Consider the following 24,166-nt stretch of genomic DNA (forward strand, 5'->3'; position numbering starts at 1 on the left):
TAAGATATGGAAACTATAAAGCAAACAACTCTAAAGGGTAGTTTTTCTCTCTTTGGAAAAGGATTGCATACAGGATTGGATCTTACGGTAACTTTCAATCCTGCCCCAGAAAATACTGGATATAAAATTCAGCGAATAGACGTTAACGGACAACCTATAATTGATGCTATTGCTGAAAACGTAGTTGATACTCAGAGAGGTACTGTCCTTGCAAAGGGTGATGTTAGGGTTTCTACCGTAGAGCACGGTATGGCTGCGCTTTATGCTTCAGGAATTGACAATTGCCTTATTCAGGTAAATGGACCTGAATTTCCTATATTGGATGGTTCTGCAGCGATGTATGTACAGAAAATTAAGGAAATTGGCACAGTAGAGCAGAATGCAGCTAAAGACTATTATATTATTCGTCATAAAATAGAAATAAAAGATGATGAGACTGGTTCTGTCATCACTATTCTTCCAGACGATCAGTTTAGTTTAACAGCAATGTGCTCGTTTAATTCAAAGTTTATCAATAGTCAATTTGCGACACTTGATAATACAAAAACTTTTGATGAAGAGATTGCTGCTGCTAGAACTTTTGTTTTTGTACGTGATATAGTTCCATTATTGGAAGCAAATTTAATTAAAGGTGGTGATTTAGACAATGCTATTGTTATATATGAGCGTGAAGTTAGTCAAGAGAAACTTGATCGACTTGCAGACGTTCTGAAAGTTCCTCGCCTTAATGCCACTAAAGTTGGTTACATTCAGCATAAGCCGCTTATGTGGGAAAACGAATGTACACGTCATAAACTTCTTGATATTATTGGTGATATGGCTCTCATAGGTAAACCTATAAAGGGCAGGATCATAGCTACAAGACCTGGGCATACTATAAACAATAAGTTTGCCCGACTTATGCGCAAAGAAATACGTAAGCATGAAGTTCAAGCTCCGATATATAATCCCAACGATGAGCCTGTTATGGACAATATTCGTATTCGTGAGTTATTGCCACATAGGTATCCAATGCAACTAGTTGATAAAATTACATCTATCGGTTCTACAAGCATTGTTGGAGTAAAAAATGTAACTGCTAATGAGCCTTTCTTCGTAGGTCATTTCCCTAACGAACCTGTAATGCCTGGAGTTTTAATGATTGAGGCTATGGCACAGTGTGGTGGTTTGTTAGTTCTCAGCCAACTTGAAAATCCGGAAAGATATTCAACATATTTTTTAAAAATTGACGATGTAAAATTTCGTCAAAAAGTTGTTCCTGGTGACACATTACTATTTAAAGTTGAACTTTTAAGTCCTGTAAGACATGGGATTAGTTCAATGAAAGGATATATGTTCGTTGGAGATCAAGTTGTTTCCGAAGCAACATTTACAGCACAGATAGTAAAAAATAAGTAATTATATATGAATCAAATTAGTCCACTTGCCTTTGTTCATCCTGAGGCAAAATTAGGAGATAATAATATTATTGGACCGTTCTGTTATATTGACCGTGATACCGTCATCGGTGATAACAATATATTTCAGAACAGTGTAACAGTAAATGTTGGTGCACGAATTGGTAATGGAAATGAGATTTTCCCAGGTGCCAGCATTTCAACAAAACCTCAGGATTTAAAATTCGCTGGAGAGATTACAACGTGTCAAGTTGGTGACAACAATAGCATACGTGAAAATGTAACAATTTCAAGAGGAACTGCTTCAAAAGAAACAACCATCGTTGGAAGCAACAACTTGCTTATGGAAAATATGCATGTTGCTCATGATTGCTTGTTGGGAAATGGTTTGATAATCGGAAATTCAACCAAACTTGCAGGTGAAGTTACCATTGATGATAATGCGATCGTAAGTGCAGCAATATTATGTCATCAGTTCTGCCACATCGGTGGATATGTAATGATTCAAGGTGGAAGTCGTTTCTCTCAAGACATACCTCCATACATTATAGCAGGAAAATTCCCTGTGAAATATTGTGGATTAAATCTTATTGGACTTAGAAGAAGAGGATTCAGCAATGAGTTGATAGAGCATATTCATTCAGCTTACAGACTGTTATATTCAAAAGGTATTATATCAGAAGGTATTGATGAAATAAAGAATAACCTACAAATTACTCCTGAAATCCAATATATAATAGATTTTGTAGAAACATCTAAACGAGGCATTATCAGATAGATGAAAACTCTCGTTGTTGTTCTTGGACCTACTGGCGTTGGAAAGACTGAATTATGTCTGAACATCGCCAAACATCTAGAATCGCCTATTATTAATGCAGATTCTAGACAGATATTTGCCGAGATGCCCATTGGTACTGCGGCTCCAACTCAAGAACAACAACGTGAGGTTTTACATTATTTTGTTGGTAATCACAGCGTTACTGATTACTATAGCGCAGCCATGTTTGAAGAGGATGCTATAAGTATTATAGAAGAACTCTTCAAAGATAAACACGATAGTTTGTTAATGTCAGGTGGAAGCATGATGTATATTGATGCCGTTTGTAAAGGTATTGATGATATCCCCACTGTAGATGACGTTACTAGAGAAAAATTACAGCATGATTTTGAAGAAAATGGGTTGGAAAAACTCGTTGAGCAATTAAAAGTATTGGATCCTGAGCATTGGAATATTGTAGATAAGAAAAATCCACGCAGGGTAATACATGCTTTGGAAATTTGTTTAATGACCGGGAAAACATATACATCTTTTAGAAGGAACAAAAACAAAAAACGACCATTTAATATTTTAAAAATCGGGTTAAACCGAGATAGAGAAGAGTTATATGAAAGAATCAATAAACGCGTTTTAGATATGATTGACGCTGGGCTCATTGATGAAGTTTCTAAACTATATAACTTTCGCAATTTAAATTCTCTCAACACTGTAGGATATAAGGAAATTCTTGATTATTTGGACGGACTTCTCACTGTTGATGAAGCTATAAGACAAATTCAATCAAACACTCGAAGATACATGCGCAAGCAACTGACATGGTTCAAACGTGATGATACGATTAAATGGTTTGACCCAGACAACGTTGAAGAAATTTTAAAATACATAGATAAAAACGTGTAAATATTAATTTATTTATTACATTTGCACCATAAAAAGATAATTATAGAATTATGAATAAGATAAAGAGATTATTTAAATGGAGTCTGCGTCGTGCTCACGATTTCTGGCCGTGGTACAAATCCCTATATAAAGGGCGCGCTTGGTATACTAAGACTGTTGTAGGCTTCCTTTCATGTATTATTGCATTCATTATCTATCTCGGTATGGTAGATGTGAACTTTCTTTGGTTGTTTGGTAAATCACCAGGCTATTTTTCTGGTATTCTAGATCCAGAAACCAGTGAGGCTTCTGAAATTTACAGTGCAGACGGTAAACTTATCGGTAAATATTTTAATGAGAATCGAACTCCTGTCAAATATGAAGAAGTAAATCCCAAATTCTTTAAGGCTTTAGTAGATACTGAGGACGAACGTTTCTACAAGCACATGGGTATAGACCCTATTGGATTATTTGGTGCTGTGAAAGATGCTATATTACATCATGATGGCCGTGGAGCATCTACGATTACTCAGCAGCTTGCCAAAAATATGTTCCGTGTGAGATCACAATACTCTGCTGGACTTTTGGGAAGAATACCTGGATTGAAAATCCTTGTTGTTAAGAGTAAGGAATGGATTATTGCAACGAAACTGGAGACAGTATATTCTAAGAAAGAGATTATAACAATGTATGCTAATACAGTTGATTTTGGATCAAATTCTTATGGAATCAAAACTGCTGCCAAAACGTATTATAATACTACACCTAGAAATCTTAGCACTGATCAAGTTGCAGTATTAGTAGGAATGCTGAAGGCAACATCATACTATAATCCAAGGACTAATCCTGAGAATTGTATTAAAAGACGTAACACAGTGCTAAACAACATGGTAACTCATGGTGATTTAAGTCGCACTGAAATGGATTCTTTAAAGGAGTTACCAATAAAGCTTGACTTTAAGATTGAAGAAAATTATGATGGTCAGGCAAAGTACTTCCGTGAAGCAATTGCAACTTATCTAAAGAGTTGGTGTGAAGAAAATGGTTATGACCTCTACTCTAGCGGTTTAAAAATATATACTACTGTTGATTCGCGTATGCAAAAATATGCTGAAGAAGCTGCCCAAAAGCAGATGAAACAAGTTCAGCAGAATTTTAATCACCATTGGGATATATATCGCAATCAAACTTCCAATTGGATGCGGCAAGAACCTTGGCAAGATGAAAATCATAAGGTTATTCCTAATTTTATACAGAACATAGCGCAGCATCAACCTTTTTATAAAGCTTTGTTGACTCGTTTCCCGCATAACCCAGACTCTGTGAATTACTATTACAAAGAATGGAAACATCCGGTGAAAGTGTTTGATTATGATAAGGGAGAAGTTACTAAGATAATGACTTCTGAAGATTCAATCAAATATATGACAACATTTATGCACTGTGCTTTTGTTGCCATGGAGCCACAGTCAGGAGCCGTAAAAGCATGGGTTGGTGACATAAATTTCAACTCTTGGAAATATGACAAGGTTACAGCCATGCGTCAACCTGGTTCTACGTTTAAGCTCTTTGTTTATACAGAGGCAATGAATCAAGGACTTACACCATGTGACAAGCGCAGAGATGAATACATTTCCATGCAAGTATATGATAAGTTAAAGCACAAGGTTGTTACTTGGACACCAGGTAATGCGAATGGTTCTTTCAGTGGAGATTCAATGCCTTTGAAGAGCGCTTTTGCAAAAAGTGTCAATTCAGTTGCAGTACGTCTGGGACAAGAAATGGGCATTAAACGTATCATAGAAACAGCCAAGAAAATGGGTATCAATAGCCCTCTTGATGATGCACCTTCGTTAGCATTAGGATCAAGTGATGTGAATCTTCTTGAAATGGCAGATGCATATTGCGTTGTAGCTGACAATGGTAAACATCATGACCCTGTATTGGTTACAAGAATTGTTGATAAAGATGGCAATGAAGTTTATGTTGGACCAACAAAGAGCGAGCAAGTTATACCTTATAAGAGTGCTTTCTTGATGCAGCAGATGTTGCAGGGAGGTATGCGTGAACCAGGAGGTACATCACAATCTCTATGGGGATATGTAGGTGACTATCGAGATACTGAATTTGGTGGTAAGACAGGAACAAGTAACAATCACTCTGATGCGTGGTTTATGGGCGTAAGTCCTAAGCTTGTTGTGGGTGCATGGGTTGGTGGAGAATATCGATGTATCCACTTCCGAACGGGAGCTTTAGGACAAGGATCGCGAACGGCGTTGCCAATTTGCGGTTATTTCTTACAAGCACTCTTTAAAGATCCTGCATTCCAGCATTATCATGGTAAGTTTGATAAACCGCATGATGACGACATTACAAGAGACATGTACACATGCCAGAGTTATTATCAACCTGTTAAGAAAGATACAGCACGGCGTGATAGTGTGATCACTGATGAGGAAGTACTTTTAGATGAAAATGGAAATCCAATTACTGGAAATTCCGAGTCAGATGACGAAAGCACAACTCCAAAGACAAGTAAGTCTACCGATAAGGCTATTAAATCGGTTGAGCCAAAAAAGAAGCATAAGGCTACTGAACAACAAGTGAATCTTGATAACTTGTAAATAATATATTTAAAATAAAAAATATAGAAAACATAGATATTAATAATCTGGAGTTGCAGAATGCGCTCCAGATTATTAATTTTACCCATCGCTCACTTTTCTTAACAGGAAAGGCAGGGACGGGTAAATCTACTTTTTTGCGTTATATTGCAAATACTACAAAAAAGAAACATATAATACTTGCACCTACTGGAATCGCAGCAATCAATGCTGGAGGAACAACGCTGCATAGTTTTTTTAAGTTGCCATTCTATCCTTTACTTCCTGATGATGTTAAGTTTTCTATAAGAAATATACGTAATACATTAAAGTATAATTCTGAGAAAATAAAACTTATCCAAGAGGTTGAACTAATCATTATTGATGAAATCAGTATGGTTAGATCTGATATCATCGATTTCATTGATAAAGTATTACGCATATACTGTAGAAACATGAGAGAGCCATTTGGTGGAAAGCAAATGCTCTTTGTTGGTGACATATACCAGCTAGAACCCGTTTTAAAAGAGGAAGAATGGAAAATCTTACAACCCTATTATCCATCTAAATTCTTCTTTGATGCAAAGATATTCCGTAGTTTCCAACTAATATCTATTGAATTAAAAAAAGTATATAGACAAACCGATCCATTGTTTATTGATATTCTTGATCGCATCCGCACTTCAAACATTAAAAAAGCAGACTTGGATGTCTTAAATAAACGAGTAGGCAAAGAACTCGATGAAAAAGATTCCAGTCTTGCTATTACTTTATCAACAAGAAGAGACACTGTAGATTTCATCAATAATGAGAAGCTGAAGCTGATTGATGAAGAACCTACCATGTTTTATGGCATCATAAATGGTGAGTTCCCACAAAGTAGCCTCCCCACTCCAATTGAACTTGAACTTAAACTTGGCGCTCAAATTCTGTTCGTAAAAAATGATATTAAGAAGCGTTGGGTAAATGGCACGTTAGGTACTGTTATAGGCCTTGACAGTGCTGAGGATGGTTATATATTGATCAGAACAGAGAATGGCGACGATGTCGAGGTAGAACAGGAAATTTGGAGTAACGTAAAATATACCTTTAATGCCAAAGAAAAGAAGATTGAAGAAGATGAAATTGGCACATACAGACAATTTCCACTTAGACTTGCATGGGCAATAACGGTACACAAAAGTCAAGGATTGACATTTTCCCGAGTAAAAATTGATTTTACGGGTGGCGTGTTTGCAGGTGGACAAGCTTACGTAGCGCTATCCAGATGCACATCAATGGAAGGTATTAGCCTGAAGGAACCTATAAGGTGGGAAGATATTTTCATTAGAAAAGAAGTTGTTAACTTTGCCAAGGGATATAATGACGATGTTATACTCAACACCGCCTTAAAACAAAGCAAAGCAGACAAGCAATACCATGATACTGTCATAGCTTTTGACGATGGAAACATGCAGTCAGCACTAGACAATTTCTTTCTTGCAATACATAGCAGATATGATATTGAGAAGCCGTCAGTCATAAGGTATATTCGTAAAAAGTTGAATATAATCAACGAATTGAAAAAACAAAACGAGGTATTGGCTGACAACATAAAAAAGAGAGAGAAATTTCTTAAGAAACTTGCTGTTGAATATGTCATCATGGCTAAAGAATGTGAAGCTGCAAATATGAAAGAAGCTGCTATTAAAAATTATCAAAAAGCCCTTGAACTATATCCAACCATATCTGAGGCTAAGAAAAAATTGACTAAATTAATGAATGAATAAAAAATAAGGTCAAAAAAATTTTGATATCTCTTTCCTTTCTCTTACCTTTGCTAACAATTAAATTATCAAATATGAAACCAACAGAACAGACCACTCAGCAGATCGAGAGATTCATCCATAAAATAGCTCAGAAGTTTCCTGAGAATGAAGATCCTTCATTATTAACTGATATACATATTATTGTCAGTCAGGATAGTGGTGAGATGCTTGCTTTTGATGATGATGATGTGGAAATTACTCGTTGTGTTGTTGAGCAGTGGATTGAGAATAAAGATGATGATTTTTATGATCAGATAACAAATATCTTCCGCTCTATTTTACATGATAATAGTAAAATAGTTGATAACTTTGGTTTATTGAAGCCATATAGCTTTGTGCTTGAAAATGATGACAACGAAAACATCGCAGAACTATACCTTGCTGATGATGAAACTGTTATTCTTGGAGGTGATTTAATGGAAGGTTTAAACCAAGATTTGGATGACTTCCTTGATAATTTGATTAAAGAACGTGATTAAAGGTTGATTTGTTATTTGAGAATTTTAAAGTTAACTTTTTCTTTTGGCGATTTTCATTAACACTATGACTGTTGGTTAGTAATCCAATTACTTTGTGCATTAAAATATTTCTTTGACTAAGAAAAGGAGGCACTTGGAGTTCTCAAAACCTTTATTCTCCCCTATCAAAAGGTATTAGCAATATTATAGTTCATAATAATATTAATTTGTAAACTTTTGTTTCGTCGATTAAATACGTTATATTTCGCTGATAAAGTAGCCGGCAAAGGCGAAAGCTACTTGATAAAGTAAAAAGATTCATTGCTAATTTAGCAGGTAAACCCTCCCCAAATTGAAAAAGTTTCCAGAAAAAAAGAAAAATTACCTACACTACCTACATTTTTGACGTAAACCATTAATAGTCAATAGATTAAGGCATGTATAAGAGTGCCTTTTCCTACATCTTTCCTACATGATTCCTACATTTTAAGCACGTATTTGTACTTAAAACGGTGAATTTTGTCCCAATCTCAATACGAAAGTCGCTTTTGTTTCTTGGACCATTAGTTCATATTTTCATCAGTAACGCAAATCTGAATGGTGCCCTTCATAAGAAATATAAATACAGGAATCTCATTTATCTTTGTAAATGTAATATAGCAACCAAACTAATTTGTAAATACATTTCACCATATCAATCTTTTCAGTAAAGGATTTCAGAATATGTAATGTCTATCAGTATCAGTTTTTAGAAATGTATAGTGTTTCAGTATGCATAACTACGAATATGTATACAGATTCTATCATAGTCAAAATGCATAAAGCGCAACGAGAATAAAATCGCCTTTTTCGGAGCGCCTTTGAGTGATTAGACCCTAATCACTCGGTAAAGCATGTAGGACAACAGAGTGATTAGGGCCTAATCACTCCCTAAAATGTATAAGAACGGACTCTTATACATTAGCTAACGTATTGTATAACAATGCGTTTCGACAAATCATGTAGGAAACAGCACTAAAAACTCAAAAAAAACTTTTTTTTGTTGATGTAGGTAGGGCTTATTGATGTTTTTTGGCTGCCAAAAACCTCTCGAAATATGGGTATTCCACAGATTTGTTAATATAAAGCAGTTATGTATATGATGCTTGTTATTCTTAACACGGGCGTGCAATATTCCTCTGCACATAACTTAGCTGGAATGTCTCCTGAATATGCTTCGTTTAGTTTAGCAACTCTTATCTAATAAAGTTAGAAAAAAAAAGGTAGAATTACTCCTACCCTCTTCTGAATATAACTAAATTTCTTTTTTTTCAATTACCTCAAAAGGCTTTCCGCGTAGCTGACACGATAAAGAATGTTCTATAGAATAACATCTATCAGCTTCTGATAAACAGGGAAGGTCATTCATTGAAACAAAATGATCACTTATTAAGCCTTCGGATTTAATCCGACATACATATTTTTTTTCCTTCATGTTGCTATTTTTAAAAGTTTTAAATTAAATCAATATTCACTGTAAAATATAATGGGACCAGCTCTAATCGTTATAGTAGAGATTAGAAACTTGTGTAATCTAATAAATTGTATTAAATATGTCATAATTATATCTTTTTAAAATTAAAAAATGATACAATTCTGACGCTTTGGTTCTGATTGAATGGTGCAAATATAATACAATTTCAACCAAGTTGTTCTATTTTTGATTAACTCTTAACAAAAATTACCATAAGTTCTTTTAGATCAAAAAAATTATTTTTTAATAGGTATTTGCATAAATATGACATACTCGTTATTGAAGCATATAATATTTATTGTAAATATGACAAACTTGTTGGTAACAAAAGCTGTATCTGCAGGAACTTGTTTAAGAGACTGTTTATATACTGTATACATACCAAGCGAAAGGATAATCTGCAAACAGACAAATAGTTAGAATATTTACTACTATTTTGGATATATATATACAGATAGTAAAGCTAGTTGTTTTATTTACATACCAACCCTTTCTGCATAATGCCACTTATCTTGAGTTGAAACAAAACTTTTGACTAGTTTGTTAAAATAGTATTTACTATAATCCATAATATTTAGTTAATTGATATTATCAATATAAAATATTATCACTAGTGTCTCTTAATTATTTGTAAAATATATGTTTATATCTCTCATTCACAATAAATTAGCTGTTTAAAAAACCGTCCGGGCTTTGAAATTTTTACCTTTGCGGTCGAATTCAAATCACCGCATATATGAATGTTGGACAATACATCTTCACACAGATTACCTCGTTTCTGCCACAGCGCCAATTCAGGCGCATCGTTCAGAAATACAACGATCGGACTCAAGGTTGGTCGCTTTCTCATTGGAATCACATGCTGGTTCTTTTGTTTGGGCAGCTTATAGGTTGCTGCAGTCTGAGAGAACTCACAGATATCACAATTGCACATGGTAAGAAATCGTTTTTCCTCGGGTTTGGTAAAAAAGCTGTCAATCGTCAGATACTGTCCAAGGCTAACTCCATCAGAGATCATCGAATATTCGAAGAATTTGCCTTTTATATGGTGTCCATCGCTCAGAACCTGCGTCTCACGAAAGACTTCGAACTTCATGGCAGATTTTATGCAGTTGACTCCACAACTATCGACCTCTGTATGTCTATATTTAGATGGGCTAAATTCCGAAGCACCAAGTCTGGCATTAAAATCCACACGCAGGTTGATATCGTTACCGAGATTCCAGTATTCTACAGAATCACCAATGCGGTCATCCACGATGTCAACGCAATGGACTGGATCACTTATGAGCCTAACGCCTGCTATGTCTTTGACAGAGGTTACTTTGACCTGGCAAGACTCTATGCAATCCACAGCTCTATGGCTTTCTTCATCATCCGTGAAAAACGTAGACCTGAATATGAAATTGTGGATGGGGAAGAACTTCTTGATGGAGAGGATAATGTTCTTTATGATCAGACCGTACGATTCACAGGTAAGAGGAATAAGTCCAACTATCCAGGTGCTATCAGACGTATTGTTTACTTTGCACCAGACCTGCAACGAACCTTTACTTACTACCAAATAACTTCTATCTTGCTGCCAAGATTATTGCCAGGCTTTATCGCTACAGATGGCAAGTTGAGCTATTCTTCAAATGGGTCAAGCAGCATCTTCGTGTCAAAACCTTCTGGGGAGAGTCCGAGAATGCTGTTAGAATCCAAATCCATGTGGCAATCATCACGTATTGCCTTATTGGAATCATTGAGAGGAGGCTCAACCTCAATCGCCCAATCGTTCAAATCATGCGAATACTCTGCAGTGCGTTGCTCCTCTAAGAGGACATTGCTGAACTGTTCTTCCACTCTGAAGAAGAGGAGGAGCCGTCCGATGGACAGTTAGAAATTGACTTTCATTTTGATTAACATTAATTAAGAGACACTAGTGAAATGTTATTTTATTGAAAATTATAAAGATAGTTTGTCATTAAGAGCACTTTCTATTTCATTGAAATCCGTGTATGGAATAACTATAAGATTTATTTTATTCTTTGAGCAATAGTCAATTAAATCATTATCTCTTTTTTGTCTTCCTTCGAGTCTTTTATAGCCTCCCATAAAGTTTATTGGTTCATAATGTTGAATGCCATTATACTCTATAATTGTATATAATTTGGGTAACCAAAAATCTACTTTGAATAATCTTCTATGATAACCAGGGTGAAGAATGACAAACTCAGCTTGATATTGAATATTGTTGTCTAAAAGAAATTTCTCAATCTTTACCTCTCCCTTGGTCTGCTTACATTTATGACATCCGTTTCCTAACAGGTGACTATTAGGTGTTTGGAAAAATTCACCATGTTTGGGACAAATGATACATACTTTTATGCAATTCCTTTGATATTCAACTTTTGAATAATCATATTTATTACCATGAATTTCTTTAGCTTTTTCAATAAATTGTTCTGTAGTTCCTATAAGGGCTTTTATAGTTTTATCAGCACCACATTTGGGACAACCATATTTATGAAGATGAGCATTAGGGGTTTGTAGAAATTCACCATGTATAGGACAAATAACACGAACTTTTTCTCTGGCATTTTTATAATCAATAAGACTATAATCGTAAAAGTCATCATGAACTTTTTTAGCCTTATTTATAAAGTCATCAGTATTACTTAAAAACCGTTGTCTAGTTTTATCATCTTTACATTTCATACACCCACGCCCAGATAAATGGTCTGCAGGTGATTGCCAAAAGAAACCATGTTTAGGGCACTCTATCATACCTTTTGTTTTGTAGTCCTTAAAAACAAAATGAACATAGCTATATTTGTTTTGGTGTACTACTTTTGCTCTTTCAAAGAACTCGAATACGTTTAATTTTCTATCTTCATGAGAATTAGCACACTTTACACAACCATACCCTTTTAGATGCTCAGAAGGAGATTGGTAGAATTTTCCATGTATAGGGCAGATTATTTTCACCTTTTTGTCCCATCCTCTATAATCTACCATAGAATAATTATACTTATTATTATGTACTTCTGATGCTTTTGAAACAAAATATTCAGTATTATATTGCAATCTCTGCCTTGTTTTCTCACCTTTACATTTAGGACAACCACTTCCTTGTATATGAACATAAGCTATCTGTTCAAAAACACCATGTTGAGGACAAATTATTTTTATCTTCTTGTGCATATCAACATATTGTGTTTGTGAGTAGTCAAATTTACTATTATGAATCTGTAAAGCCTTACATATATATTGATCTTGCGTAACCCTCCTATGAGTTTGTTTATTGCAGCATTTAGGACAACCACGACCTGCAAGATGACTACCAGGTGATTGTAAAAATTGAAAGCCACACTGCTTACAGGTAATTAACACTTTGGTTCGGTTGTTTATATAAACAACTTGTGAGTAGTCGTATTGGTCACCATGAATTATTATAGCTTTCTCTATAAAAACAATTTTGTTACTTCTTTCTGACATTGGTTATTAGCATAGCTTATTATATAACTTAACACGTTCTTCTTCTGCTTTAGTCAAACACTGATTTTTATTATGTATCATATTATGTCCTTGTTTATGCAAGACAATCATATGAGTGTGTGCATTGTGATAGTCAATAAAATCTTCTATCATCTTATTATCTATAAAGGAGGTAATTGTTCCTCCACCAATAGCTGGATTTACATGCTTATAGACTTTTTGGTAACCTCCATTTAACTCAACCCATTCATCTATTATCTTATTCATGGGCTTATCATAATGATGTACTACTGAATTATCCAATGTAAGTTCTAACGTTGACACAGGACATCGCCCATTACAATGTTTAATCTTGAACTTACTTTTAAGTTTATCTATAGCTGTACGGCATGCAGCCTTGACATCGGCTTCAACTCTTAATTTCTTGGATAGCTTACTATATGAAATAGCAGAGTCTTTTAATTCGATGTTTTCAAGAACTATATGAAAACATAAGGTATTTTGCCCTTCGGCTTTCTTTACTCGAAAGCCTATAAGGCGATCCTCACCAATTCGCTCTTGCCACTCAGTATGATACATTTCAAAGACTTTTATTAAAAAAAAGCAAGGGTCACCAATAATCATTTCTGACGAGTCTTTCTCTTTTCTATTATTCCAAAAGTAGTCTTTAATAGCTTTGCATATTTGCTTTACTAATCCTAACTTTCTAAAATCTACGTTGTTACAGTTAATTTCTGTATAATTAATGATTTCCATATTAGTAAATAAGATTACGATTTTTAAAACTTACATATCCATAATATCTATGCTACTATTTTGTTAAAGATTTAAACATTGATATCATTCGTATTATTACACTTGTGAACAAATCAAGATTTCAATCTTATAATTCCAAAAGCGATATATGCTAATTAAACCATAAAGATAAAGAATTACATCTAAGATAACAAGTCTTTTGGTGCAAACTTAACACATTTTTGCAGATAATACATATTTTATCTCACATAAGAGATAAATCGTAACTTAAAACAACAACTTATCCCCATAGATTATAATATCAGTATAATTGTCTATTTTTGCATCCGAAATAGCATAAAAAAATTACGGACATATTTATCGGCAACAATATAGGCTTTGCGCAAAGAATTATATTTTTCTGTGATTTCCTTTTAAAAAGTTCAAATGAAATAATATATTTGGAATGATGAAATTGGAGAGATATACACTAATGCTATAAGTTATCTTCACCTATTATTTTCTCACCTGTTATCATGCTTAAATCAAAACTTCTTGGATAATTTGGTATTTTATAATGCTTTTTGTACTCCATGTCCAACTCATTCTTAAATCCAAGTCCAATGCGGTAATAGGCATCAAAGATAGTTTCCATATTAGGAGTTGTATTGATCATAATGTCTTTATCTGCATATTTTTTGAATTGCTCACGATCGTTTAGATACCAGCCGCAAATTTCTAGTTCATCGAAGCACATCACGTGCCCTTGCAGCCTTTCTCTATAATCAATAAACTCCATGAAACGTGCAGGAGCTATCCCTTTCAGCCTTTTTTTCATCAATAAGAACAAAACTTCTAAGTCATCAATACAAACCGACCAAGGATATAAAGCTTCATTATCCTTTTTCAATAACATACTAAGATTAGTCTGAATTGCACCATACTTAAAGTCTGTAACAACGATAGACCACACATTACTAATATTTCTCTTTTTTAGATGATATAAGATATCTTTTTTGTTATCTGCATCAAGGATATTAATATCCTGATCGGCTAAAAGAATCTTCTCAACACGTCTGCATTGTTCATACCCTAATTGGATGGCATTATGATAATCTCTCTTTATCCGGTCATATGCTTTTATTGGGTCACGGAATGGTTCACGGAATTTGCAATCCTTGATCTCTACAATAATGCAAGCGTTTCCAAATACAACTAGTAAGTCGTTCTCCGCAACACCGTCAATACTATAGTTGGTAAAAATCTTTGTCTTTTTCGGGAAGAACCGCTGAAACACCTCTTTAACCTTCTCCTCGAATGCTGTGTCTTTGTTCTGTTTGTATTTCCCCGTGGGTTCTTCTTTTATTAACACTTCATCCAACCTAAAGTATAACCCCTCAAACAGGAATTTATTGATTGGGCAAATGCATTTCTTACCTATCATAATAAGTGGATGTGATTCAGAGTAGTGCTTGTCAGCATAATAGATTGTTTTGCCTTTTAATGAATCCTTATCATACAAAAAGAAATCCAGGATATGTTGCAAACAATCAGGGCTTATTTCTACATCAATCAACTCCTTTATCTGATGCACATTAACTTCCCCTGGATTTGTACTTATGGTCTTCATCATGCCGCTTAATTCGGGTTGATTCCACCAATCCTGTGGATTATCAATTCCTCTTTCTTTAAATTTCAGAATCAAATTATACCATTCCTCATGATGAGTATCATAGAAAGAGTATGTATCCATAAAAGTTCGAAAAATATCGTTAAATTTGTTGTTATTCAAAGCCCTTATATGCAGAATAAACTTTATTGCATCATCTATTTTAAAGCTATAGTGCGATTGAATATACTCATCATATGGCTTGATATATCTCATAATTCTATCTAGCATCTGTTCCTCATAGCTTAATACTGCATTACTAAAATATCCCAAAAATGTTGCTAGGGACACTTTTATTTTTTCATCGCGCTCGTCATAGAATAAATCGCCGTGATTTGGGAACCCAATATTAACAAAATAAGTCATTTCTATTTCATTGAGCAATATAGCTATTCTATCCCAACGTTCTTCGTTCATTACAACATCTCCCTCCTGTTTATCAATTGAGTAGAATACATCTATCAAATAAAGAGTTTGCCTCATAGGGGATAGCAGATGTTTATACAGCGGTGACGTAGCTTTGAAATCAAGTTCAATAATCAACTGCATGGCGTGAACCAAAAAGGACTCTTCCTGTACAAGTATGAGTTCTTTTTTGAGGTCATCAACGATCTCCTCGATTGTTCGATGATGTTCTTTTACAGCTATCATTTTTTTATAAGCGTCTTGATAATTATACTTAACATCTTCCATTTTTATAATTGTGTTAGCTTTAATAAATCCATATTTAATAATATTATCTTCGCTATATTGAAGTTTATAATAGCAAAGTTATACTATATATTTTATATCAACAATATTTATAAAGAAAAAGTGATTTATACTACATTATTTAATCCTTGTCCATTCAAAAAACGTGAAGTGGCTTTCAATTTCTTTGGACATCCTCTTCTTCCTTATTAAATATTATCCTATCTTTACAACAAGAATAGCATTCAAATGTAGCGGCTTTGATTGAACAACGAAATGGGACAAAATGGAGTGGAAATCACAATTAAAGGGATGAAGTACAGGATGGAGTTTTTTTCGTAAATCATTAACAATAAAGTGGGTACAGATTAAAATACAATTTCTTTACCATCAATGGCGTTGACATTTTACACAGGCATATTGTCCAAAACTACATTAGCAATATTCCATATTATCGTAAGTAATCTCGTTCGCACATAGGTTTTTAAACTAATAAGCGTTAAAGTGTTTTTCTATTGAAATAAGCCTGTTATACATTAAAAAGTATTTTATTGGTGTCCGATATAACTTTTTGAGTAATAACAATAAAAGGCAGAATTCATTTCTGAGTTCAGACTAAAAAGTGTTATCTTTTCCTTTACCACAAGAAAAATCTAACATATGGGCAAAAGTACACATTCTATCGGACTGCCACTCTATAGCCAGGTAATAAATTTACATGATAAGTCAAAATTCTTGAGATTGGTCGTTAATATAGCGGTGAACGAAATATTTAAGCGTTTCGATGGGTTGACTCATCTGGTTGTAATGCTCTATGCCGTAATTATGCGCTTTAATTCTCTTCGTGAAATAAACACCTCGTTACAAGCGAAAGGAAGTAAATTTCATCATTTAAGTACAATGATGAAATCCCGAAATACATTGTCTGATGCTAATAGGAGAAGTCTGAAGCTATGTCTGAGGCAATATACCGTGATCTATATGCCAATCTAGAACAACCGAAGCCAAAAGAAACTTAGATGGATGAGATATCTGCAGATAATAGACCTAACGACAATTATATTATTGTTCAATTTGAATTTTCTGACTAATCTTTTATTCTTCAACAATCTTCGGTATAATAGTTACTTCATCACTTTTTAATTCAGAAGCACTATTAACTTGAATTGTTATTTCTTTATCTTCATATTTAGGAACTATATTTATCCATAAGGTACCCTCCTCTTGGTAATCTTGACATAACAGTTTCCAATACAAAGGCATTTTACTTATTCCATCAGATGGTATTATACTAATAGTGAAGTTTCTATTGTCTTTTTGCACAAAAACAGATTCTTTAGGCTTATATTCAATCACATTACTATAAGTCTTAAATACTTCTCTCTTTGCGTCTTTACTTGCATTAATCTGGGCTTTAACAGCATTATTAAGTCCAAATTCATTACTATAATAGAATTCATCATACAATTTCTCAATATCATTCGAATTGAAAGACACAATTAATTTTGGTGTCTTAATTACTGTGCTACCTATATTATCTATTCGAATATGAAGTTTGCACCATCTCCGATCAATTTTTCTCACAGGATATATTGAGGTAATAGGTGAAGGATATAATACTGCCAACTTGCGAAGCAGCATTTGAGAATCAGTTATAGGTCCGACTGATTGTTTAAGAATATAATGAGTAGTATTCCTTATAAACTCAGGAGAAATCGCTATTTTCTCTTCACCATTAAATGTAACATTAACATCTGTAGCATCATTAAATTGGCAATTATTCACATACCAATTATATGTTTCACGGTAACGTTGCAGATGGTCAACAATATCCTCCCAAGATGATATATCTATCTTAAATAGACCTTGTTTTCTATTATCCAAATCCCTTATCCTAATATACTCTTCTATCTTGGCATCTTTATTTGCTGTAGTTGCAAAAACAAGCAAAGATAAAGATGGCTCAAATGTCTTAGCCTTATTTATTTCTTTATCAATTTCGTCTTTTGTTAGTTGGGCGTTAGTATATTCATCCTTACCTTTACACTGAACACCACAATAACCTTTATACTTATCTACATAGGCATATACGTCCACACCATGTTGATTTTGACCTTGACGGCCATGACGTTTAATAGAATCAGAACATTCCCATATTTCCCCCCACAATAACTGGCAGAGTTTTTCAAAATCTTGCCAATTACTTGGCTTCTTCAGTTGCATTGGTGCTATCATATTCTTTGTTCATAGGTTTAATTTGTGAAAGTAATAGAAATGCATGAACTACTCTATCTGCAAGTGTATCATTGAATGAACTAGCTGCTAGCGCACCGTGGCATAATAGATTTCTTGTATTCCATCCATTCTTGTCGGTGAATACATTCTTAAAATACGCAACAAGATTCTTTAGATTGGCATAATCACCTTCAATGTCATTTAATAATCTATCGAGTGAGACATATTCATTCCCTTCTTGAGAATTAGCATTTGATCTTAATACCTCATGCCCATTAGATGCAGCAACTACCCTAATAGCATTTTCAAAGAGCGGTACAAGCAAATGACAAGCTACAATATAGTCTTGATCAAAATAAGCTTTCATGCCTTTCTCTAATAATGACCTTTGAGACTCTAAAATCAATGGCGAATTCTGAAAGAGATTCATGACCATATCATATGTGAACATTTCCTTTAATTTCATCTTTTGTATGTGCATTTTAATAAAGTATGATGATATCAGCATTCCCTCTTCAATGGTACCTTCTAGTAGCGGTTTAAAATACTCCTCAATTTTATCATTTTCAATAGGCACAGATATCTTTATAGGTCTCATTTCATTAGGGATTTTGCTTGCTAACAATTGAATTTCTAGGTAGAGTCGATTCGCTTCTTTTGCCAGATTGTATTTTCTATATAATCCTTGTAGATTTTTTATCATACCATGTGCCCACATAGCTCCTTGAGTATCGTAAAGCAAAGTTAAACATACATGATATCTATCTAAAAATTCTTTCACCTTCACAATATTTTGCTTAATCATATAGTAATCTGCAAGAAGCTTAGCAGTATCTTTTAATAAATGTATATACTCTGCGCTCATATCCCCATTTTTACAAACTACTTCAAACCTATCAAATCTATCAAGCATGGATTTTACGATAACATTCTCATAAGAAGAGAATTGAGCAATATGATCAAGTAGCATCAGGAATGGACGCCCCCATATGCCAGAATAAGTATCTTTAGAGTATTTCGCTTCATAAGCCAACATTGTCTTGATAGCTCTGTCTGTAAGTTTTAAATTATTTATGCTTATTGCTTTTTTAATAGCACACTCTATATAATTCAATCCACATATTGGGTTATCTGCAAGATCTTGCTCTATGGTTTCAATCGAAGAAATGATGAATTGTAGCTTCATATCCTTAAATGAAGGCTCTTTACCTGTAATTCGCTTGCATAAGTCCCAAACAAGACCTGTATATCTCATTTTTAGGAGTGGATTACTCGTTATATTGGCTCGCTTCGTCCAATAATCAATATGATCAGAAGTTATATTAGTAATATCAGGTAAGTATATGGGGTCGCCTGTATCTTTTTTCAATATCAATTTAGGACCATAATAACACCCCAATTTCTTGTTACCAGCATTCTCCACAAATGACATACCTATGTTTTCAGCCTCTACTTCGAAAGATAATTTATCTTCAGTTTCGCAGGAATTTACGGCGGAACATACATCATTATATGACATTTTCCGAATGTCATTATCAAGTTGATCTATAATTTTGGAAAATTTTGCCATTTCTACAAATTTATAACACCATAAATTATTTGTTTACCATGGATGCTAAACGGACTTATTATAGTTATCCTTAATAGCACAAAGTCTCTTTTTCAGCGCCTCAAACCCTTTTGAATTATCGTATAATTCGATAGGATGTTTTTGTTTCCATTTTAAAATAACTTTTTTATTTATATCTACGCAAGACATCTTCTCCTTTGTGTAAATACCTGAAAAAAGCAATGAGGAGCCAGATGGCAAACTAGATATTAACTTATGTCTTGAAGCATTTGTTCTCATATTCCAATTTTCTTCTAAAGGCATTTTGTCATCAAATTGGTTTATAACAAATGCGCCTTTCTGGTTTAATAAATTAGAATTGGTAGTATCAAGTTCTTGATTATCAAGAGTACGTACTTGAGTAGCAAGCCCTTGATATTCGACCAAAGCTATTTCTAAACTCGCTAAATCATCCCATGTTACAAATTTATTTATTTTTCTCAATTTAGAATCATCTAAATGAATCATAGAATTGGCTTTATTAAATTCATCACACAATTTTTCTGCTTCATGCATACCAGAAGACAACACATTTTGGACATTAGCATTGTTGATCTCCATTTCTTTCGATAAATCAAAATAATAAAGTGAACAATAATCGTCAGTTTCGGTTGTAGTATCATACATCTTAGCACCATCAGCAGCAAATGACAATGCAATATTTATATCAATCGTGAAGTCAAGTAAAGGTGTTGGCATGCCTAAATGTTGCATTAACGACAAACACGACAAATCATTGATATAAATATTATTGTCTTCAAAGAAGTTTTTGATTGTACTGTCTCCTTTTACATTAGACAGCAGTCCACGCATATAGTCTTTATTAGAAATTCCTATAGGACATAGTCTTTGGAGTGATGTTAGCATATAATATTTTGCTTCACATACACCCCTAAATCGATTATTTAAGTTTCGTGAGAGTTTATTCTTTAATTTATCTAACTGATCTAACGTTTCGACTTTTGGTAATAATCCAAAGTTCTCATTTTTTTCTTCAAATGTATTATACATAGCTATCAGTTTTATAAATTTATAATCAAATTATATTCTTACTCTTCAAATTTATCATATCAATGATTAATTTAGATATATCTTTCTAATAGAACACTTTTCTGCTCATCATCTAGATACTGCTTTATATTATCATTAAATGTTATTTGGTTTTCATCGATATCATCAACACATGGCTTAAGCCATTCCATATCCTCTTGTTCAAAACCATATCTTTTTAACCATATTTCCTTTCTATCATTAGTTCCATAAGATATGTAATTTGATAGAGCAAGAGCTCGAGAATCATTAGTTTTATCATAGTAAAGAAAGAATGCAGCACACATAGGATTTTTCAAGGACAATGATATAACCTTATCCATGTAATCATACGTATCATATATGACAAGATCATATGATAATTTCATTGGTGACATATCCTTAAACAATGAGTTTGATTTCGTGTAGCTTTTATCAGGTAAAGAATGTGCTGATGGAGATTCCCTAACACGTAATTTATCTTGCTCCTGCAAAAATATCGGCTCCGATATAAATCCTTCAACGAGTTGCTTAGTTAAACGTGCCTGTTCTTCGCGCATCGAGAGAAACGAATAACGCAGAGATACAATTTCAGCAAATGTTTTACCTTGAATAGTCCATAATAAAAGAGGAATTGCAGTACTCAAAACACTTCGTTCACCACCAACCAATTCCCTCCGATTCAGATGAGATACAAAAATATGCTGGAAAGCCTTCTTAATTTTATCTCGTTGAACTTTGGAAATATTATAATATTCCTTACCGCTTATAGGCTTTCCATTTACAAAAAAACTATCCAATATATACGCAATATCTACATCAATATTACTATCTTTTAGACGTTCTACTTGAATATTTGGCATTTTCAGGTCAATATCAAAGTCGTCATTTATAATTGCATTAATTTCGTCCTCTACGTCTTCAAAAATATCATGTCCTTCCAAATCTAGCAATGAATCTTCTGATATTCTTGAGGTATAAAGTAATCGCTCAGTAAATTTACCTCTGTTTGATTCATTAATCACAACATAACCGAAATCAAAAGTATTACTTTTTTCATTAGTTCTACCAGCACGCCCGATCAAATTCTTTAAGTCCAATGACTTTTCGTCATCTGATCCCCAAAAACGAAAATTATCAATCCAGACAAGATCAAAAGGCATATTTACACCTTGTATTAAAGTTGATGTTGCAAAACATAATCTAGCATACCCAGCAGTAATAAACTGCTCTATAATGCTTCTTACTCGCAAAGGTATAGAGCCATGATGAATAATGATACCGTGTCTCATCATTTCAACAATCATAGATGACTTGCGTTTATTCGAGCCAAGAAACTCCTCAACTTTCTCAATATATTTAAGCGCCCTACTATCCGCAATTAGAGGGCATTGTACTATATATCTTTGTATTTTTTCACTAATAACCGATGTATAAATACTATTTTTTGAAACGTATATTAAACATGTTCCTTTTCTGTTTAAGACACATTCTATAGGATCACCATTGTATACTATATCTCCGTTCGTCTTATCATTGAAGGGAGAAAAATAGACAAAACTATCATTTTTTTTTCTAGTCAAAAAAATCTTACCAACACTTCTTTGCTGGTAATTAGCAAATGAAGATTTACCAATTAACTTATTCTTTATGATTTGGGCTTCAGGATTATCAATAAAAGGATGAGCAAATACCTTCTTTGCTTTAGGACATTTCTTATTTACTCGCCTAACAAAGGAATCAAATTTCAGTCCACGTAACTTATCTTCTGTCAATTGAGCCTCATCAAACATGAAAAGATCAATGTTTAGCTCATCAATCTTTTGAAAAAGATCATCACCTCTTTCTGGGGTAATAACAAATATATTTCTTTTTGTTTTCTTCTTATTTATTATGTCTATAAACGACAAAACCAATACATCTTTACCTACAACTACAGATATTTTACTAATATACTCAGAAAGAAGTGCTCTTGACGGTACGACAACAATAACATCTCCCTTTGCTTCTTGCAAGAGTTTGTTAAATAGAAATGATTTACCGGTACTTGTAGGCGCTGAAAATGAAAAGTTGTTAGAACTCTTAATCTTATTAAATGCATCTGCTTGAACAGGAGTAAAATCACATGAAGTCGTTTCTTTAATCGAATCAGCAAATTCTTGATAGATTAGTTCCTTAAAGTTTGTAGGCTTCGTCGTCTTATAGAAAAGCCCCATATAATATAAGATGTCGTTCTCAAAGGGAGCTATCTTCTCTGGATACAGGCTTTTTATTATAGAGAGGCTTTCCAATACATCGCTATCTACAGGGCCTTCCTTATGTAGCTCTGTACATAAAGAAAAAATAAAGTCAGTAAGCTCGACATCTATATCAAACCACATTTTATCTAGCATACCTGTATTGCAATTAAGTAAAACTCCTGATACTTTCCAATATTTTTCATGGCATCACTATTTAATGCATGTTTAAATATTGTATCAATACTCTTTGAATTAAATGAGAACGCAGCAATATAGCCTCGTTTTCCATCATCCATATTATCTATTACTAAAGAATCAACAAGTGGCTTTAATGATAATAACTCACCATAATCCTTTTCATCCTTAATAAAGTCCGATATTTGATTAATTGCGAGATCTTTTGGTGTCTCTTTCATACTAAATTTTGCTTCACCGAAATTAAGCAACTTTTTTTCAGATATAGTATGAAAATCAAATCCAGGGTTACCTGATATCTTTTCTTTTAAAAGTTCAGCAAGCGGCAGACGGAAATGATTGAAACTGTCAACTAGCATTTTTTGAGCAGTATATGATATCATATATTCACCTACGCTATCATTCAGTTCATTTACAACTCTTGACGTTATAATATTAACAATCTTATCGATAGTCTTTTTTGAGTTAACAGTATAAATCTTCTGATCAATAGAACGAAGTCTATTAATCCATGAGGTGCCAGCAATTACGACCCTCATCTCAGCAATAATCATTTCAAGATCATCAATAAGAACATGCAAGCAAAAAATATCACAATTGGGATACTGCTCTGGTTTAAGATAATTTAATCTGTCTATCTTTGTAACTTTCATAACTTTTTAGGGTCAATATTTATTTTGCACACTGCAAATAATTACTTCTCATCTACTTTTAATTGAAAAGGATACTAAATGATTACTATCTTTTCTGATATTTTTCTGAGTAAAATTAAAGTTGTATCATCAGTATGAAGGATTTTGTATACTCCCACCGTCTTTAAATCCACGATTTAAAAGTTCATCCTCATT

General features: G+C 33.6%; 16 protein-coding genes. 8 read left to right on the top strand and 8 right to left on the bottom strand.

Features of this window, described 5'->3' with window-relative positions; translation table 11 throughout:
- Nucleotides 1-6: 6 nt before the first annotated feature.
- The 7 genes from prwr041_RS12695 (at nucleotide 7) to prwr041_RS12725 (ending at nucleotide 11,318) form a co-directional block, all read left to right on the top strand.
- Nucleotides 7-1,398: a bifunctional UDP-3-O-[3-hydroxymyristoyl] N-acetylglucosamine deacetylase/3-hydroxyacyl-ACP dehydratase gene (locus prwr041_RS12695; RefSeq protein ID WP_207154159.1), complete on the top strand. Its 1,392-nt coding sequence runs from the start codon at nucleotides 7-9 to the stop codon at nucleotides 1,396-1,398.
- 6 nt (nucleotides 1,399-1,404) lie between these two features.
- Nucleotides 1,405-2,175, top strand: coding sequence for an acyl-ACP--UDP-N-acetylglucosamine O-acyltransferase (gene lpxA / locus prwr041_RS12700; RefSeq protein ID WP_207154160.1), 771 nt, complete (start codon nucleotides 1,405-1,407; stop codon nucleotides 2,173-2,175).
- Nucleotides 2,176-3,075 (top strand): tRNA (adenosine(37)-N6)-dimethylallyltransferase MiaA, encoded by a 900-nt coding sequence (gene miaA / locus prwr041_RS12705; RefSeq protein ID WP_207154161.1) that lies wholly within the window; start codon nucleotides 2,176-2,178, stop codon nucleotides 3,073-3,075.
- A gap of 50 nt (nucleotides 3,076-3,125) precedes the next feature.
- Nucleotides 3,126-5,678: a transglycosylase domain-containing protein gene (locus prwr041_RS12710; RefSeq protein ID WP_207154162.1), complete on the top strand. Its 2,553-nt coding sequence runs from the start codon at nucleotides 3,126-3,128 to the stop codon at nucleotides 5,676-5,678.
- A 53-nt stretch (nucleotides 5,679-5,731) separates the two neighbouring features.
- On the top strand, nucleotides 5,732-7,426 hold the full coding sequence (locus prwr041_RS12715; RefSeq protein ID WP_207154163.1) for an ATP-dependent DNA helicase: 1,695 nt from the start codon (nucleotides 5,732-5,734) through the stop codon (nucleotides 7,424-7,426).
- 71 nt (nucleotides 7,427-7,497) lie between these two features.
- Nucleotides 7,498-7,944 carry a hypothetical protein gene (locus prwr041_RS12720; protein ID WP_207154164.1) on the top strand — a complete coding sequence of 149 codons (447 nt, stop codon included), beginning with the start codon at nucleotides 7,498-7,500 and terminating at the stop codon, nucleotides 7,942-7,944.
- 2,228 nt (nucleotides 7,945-10,172) lie between these two features.
- Nucleotides 10,173-11,318, top strand: coding sequence for an IS4 family transposase (locus tag prwr041_RS12725; RefSeq protein ID WP_237072245.1), 1,146 nt, complete (start codon nucleotides 10,173-10,175; stop codon nucleotides 11,316-11,318).
- Nucleotides 11,319-11,383: 65 nt separating this feature from the next.
- Here prwr041_RS12725 and prwr041_RS12730 read toward each other — a convergent pair whose 3' ends face one another.
- From prwr041_RS12730 to prwr041_RS12740, 3 genes are all read right to left on the bottom strand, one after another.
- A complete protein-coding gene (locus prwr041_RS12730; RefSeq protein ID WP_207154165.1) occupies nucleotides 11,384-12,916 on the bottom strand; it encodes a DUF723 domain-containing protein in 1,533 nt (510 codons plus the stop codon).
- A gap of 6 nt (nucleotides 12,917-12,922) precedes the next feature.
- Entirely contained in the window at nucleotides 12,923-13,672 is a 750-nt protein-coding gene (locus tag prwr041_RS12735) for a hypothetical protein (RefSeq protein WP_207154166.1), read from the bottom strand.
- A 475-nt stretch (nucleotides 13,673-14,147) separates the two neighbouring features.
- Complete coding sequence (locus prwr041_RS12740; protein WP_207154167.1) at nucleotides 14,148-16,013, bottom strand: NERD domain-containing protein; 1,866 nt, start codon at nucleotides 16,011-16,013, stop codon at nucleotides 14,148-14,150.
- Nucleotides 16,014-16,670: 657 nt separating this feature from the next.
- Between prwr041_RS12740 and prwr041_RS12745 the strand changes: the two genes are divergently transcribed.
- Nucleotides 16,671-17,003 (top strand): DUF4372 domain-containing protein, encoded by a 333-nt coding sequence (locus prwr041_RS12745; protein ID WP_237072246.1) that lies wholly within the window; start codon nucleotides 16,671-16,673, stop codon nucleotides 17,001-17,003.
- A gap of 102 nt (nucleotides 17,004-17,105) precedes the next feature.
- On the opposite strand, the gene prwr041_RS12750 is transcribed toward prwr041_RS12745, so the two are convergent.
- From prwr041_RS12750 to prwr041_RS12770, 5 genes are all read right to left on the bottom strand, one after another.
- Nucleotides 17,106-18,233, bottom strand: coding sequence for a PDDEXK family nuclease (locus prwr041_RS12750; protein ID WP_237072247.1), 1,128 nt, complete (start codon nucleotides 18,231-18,233; stop codon nucleotides 17,106-17,108).
- A complete protein-coding gene (locus prwr041_RS12755) occupies nucleotides 18,211-19,815 on the bottom strand; it encodes a DUF4209 domain-containing protein (RefSeq protein WP_207154169.1) in 1,605 nt (534 codons plus the stop codon). The genes prwr041_RS12750 and prwr041_RS12755 overlap by 23 nt, the downstream gene beginning before the upstream one ends.
- A gap of 45 nt (nucleotides 19,816-19,860) precedes the next feature.
- On the bottom strand, nucleotides 19,861-20,865 hold the full coding sequence (locus prwr041_RS12760; RefSeq protein ID WP_207154170.1) for an FRG domain-containing protein: 1,005 nt from the start codon (nucleotides 20,863-20,865) through the stop codon (nucleotides 19,861-19,863).
- A 71-nt stretch (nucleotides 20,866-20,936) separates the two neighbouring features.
- Nucleotides 20,937-23,276: a DEAD/DEAH box helicase gene (locus prwr041_RS12765; RefSeq protein WP_207154171.1), complete on the bottom strand. Its 2,340-nt coding sequence runs from the start codon at nucleotides 23,274-23,276 to the stop codon at nucleotides 20,937-20,939.
- Nucleotides 23,270-23,971 (bottom strand): hypothetical protein, encoded by a 702-nt coding sequence (locus prwr041_RS12770; RefSeq protein WP_207154172.1) that lies wholly within the window; start codon nucleotides 23,969-23,971, stop codon nucleotides 23,270-23,272. The genes prwr041_RS12765 and prwr041_RS12770 overlap by 7 nt, the downstream gene beginning before the upstream one ends.
- Between the last annotated feature and the right edge of the window lie 195 nt (nucleotides 23,972-24,166).

The organism is Prevotella herbatica, from assembly GCF_017347605.1.
Lineage (GTDB): Bacteria > Bacteroidota > Bacteroidia > Bacteroidales > Bacteroidaceae > Prevotella > Prevotella herbatica.

Excerpts from the sequence above, each read along its gene's own strand:
- prwr041_RS12695 (WP_207154159.1), top strand. The coding sequence starts at position 7 with ATGGAAACTATAAAGCAAACAACTCTAAAGGGTAGTTTTTCTCTCTTT.
- prwr041_RS12745 (WP_237072246.1), top strand. The coding sequence starts at position 16,671 with ATGGGCAAAAGTACACATTCTATCGGACTGCCACTCTATAGCCAGGTA.
- prwr041_RS12730 (WP_207154165.1), bottom strand. The coding sequence starts at position 12,916 with ATGTCAGAAAGAAGTAACAAAATTGTTTTTATAGAGAAAGCTATAATA.
- prwr041_RS12765 (WP_207154171.1), bottom strand. The coding sequence starts at position 23,276 with ATGCTAGATAAAATGTGGTTTGATATAGATGTCGAGCTTACTGACTTT.
- lpxA (WP_207154160.1), top strand. The coding sequence starts at position 1,405 with ATGAATCAAATTAGTCCACTTGCCTTTGTTCATCCTGAGGCAAAATTA.
- prwr041_RS12770 (WP_207154172.1), bottom strand. The coding sequence starts at position 23,971 with ATGAAAGTTACAAAGATAGACAGATTAAATTATCTTAAACCAGAGCAG.
- prwr041_RS12740 (WP_207154167.1), bottom strand. The coding sequence starts at position 16,013 with ATGGAAGATGTTAAGTATAATTATCAAGACGCTTATAAAAAAATGATA.
- miaA (WP_207154161.1), top strand. The coding sequence starts at position 2,176 with ATGAAAACTCTCGTTGTTGTTCTTGGACCTACTGGCGTTGGAAAGACT.
- prwr041_RS12755 (WP_207154169.1), bottom strand. The coding sequence starts at position 19,815 with ATGGCAAAATTTTCCAAAATTATAGATCAACTTGATAATGACATTCGG.
- prwr041_RS12710 (WP_207154162.1), top strand. The coding sequence starts at position 3,126 with ATGAATAAGATAAAGAGATTATTTAAATGGAGTCTGCGTCGTGCTCAC.
- prwr041_RS12725 (WP_237072245.1), top strand. The coding sequence starts at position 10,173 with ATGAATGTTGGACAATACATCTTCACACAGATTACCTCGTTTCTGCCA.
- prwr041_RS12750 (WP_237072247.1), bottom strand. The coding sequence starts at position 18,233 with ATGCAACTGAAGAAGCCAAGTAATTGGCAAGATTTTGAAAAACTCTGC.
- prwr041_RS12735 (WP_207154166.1), bottom strand. The coding sequence starts at position 13,672 with ATGGAAATCATTAATTATACAGAAATTAACTGTAACAACGTAGATTTT.
- prwr041_RS12720 (WP_207154164.1), top strand. The coding sequence starts at position 7,498 with ATGAAACCAACAGAACAGACCACTCAGCAGATCGAGAGATTCATCCAT.
- prwr041_RS12760 (WP_207154170.1), bottom strand. The coding sequence starts at position 20,865 with ATGTATAATACATTTGAAGAAAAAAATGAGAACTTTGGATTATTACCA.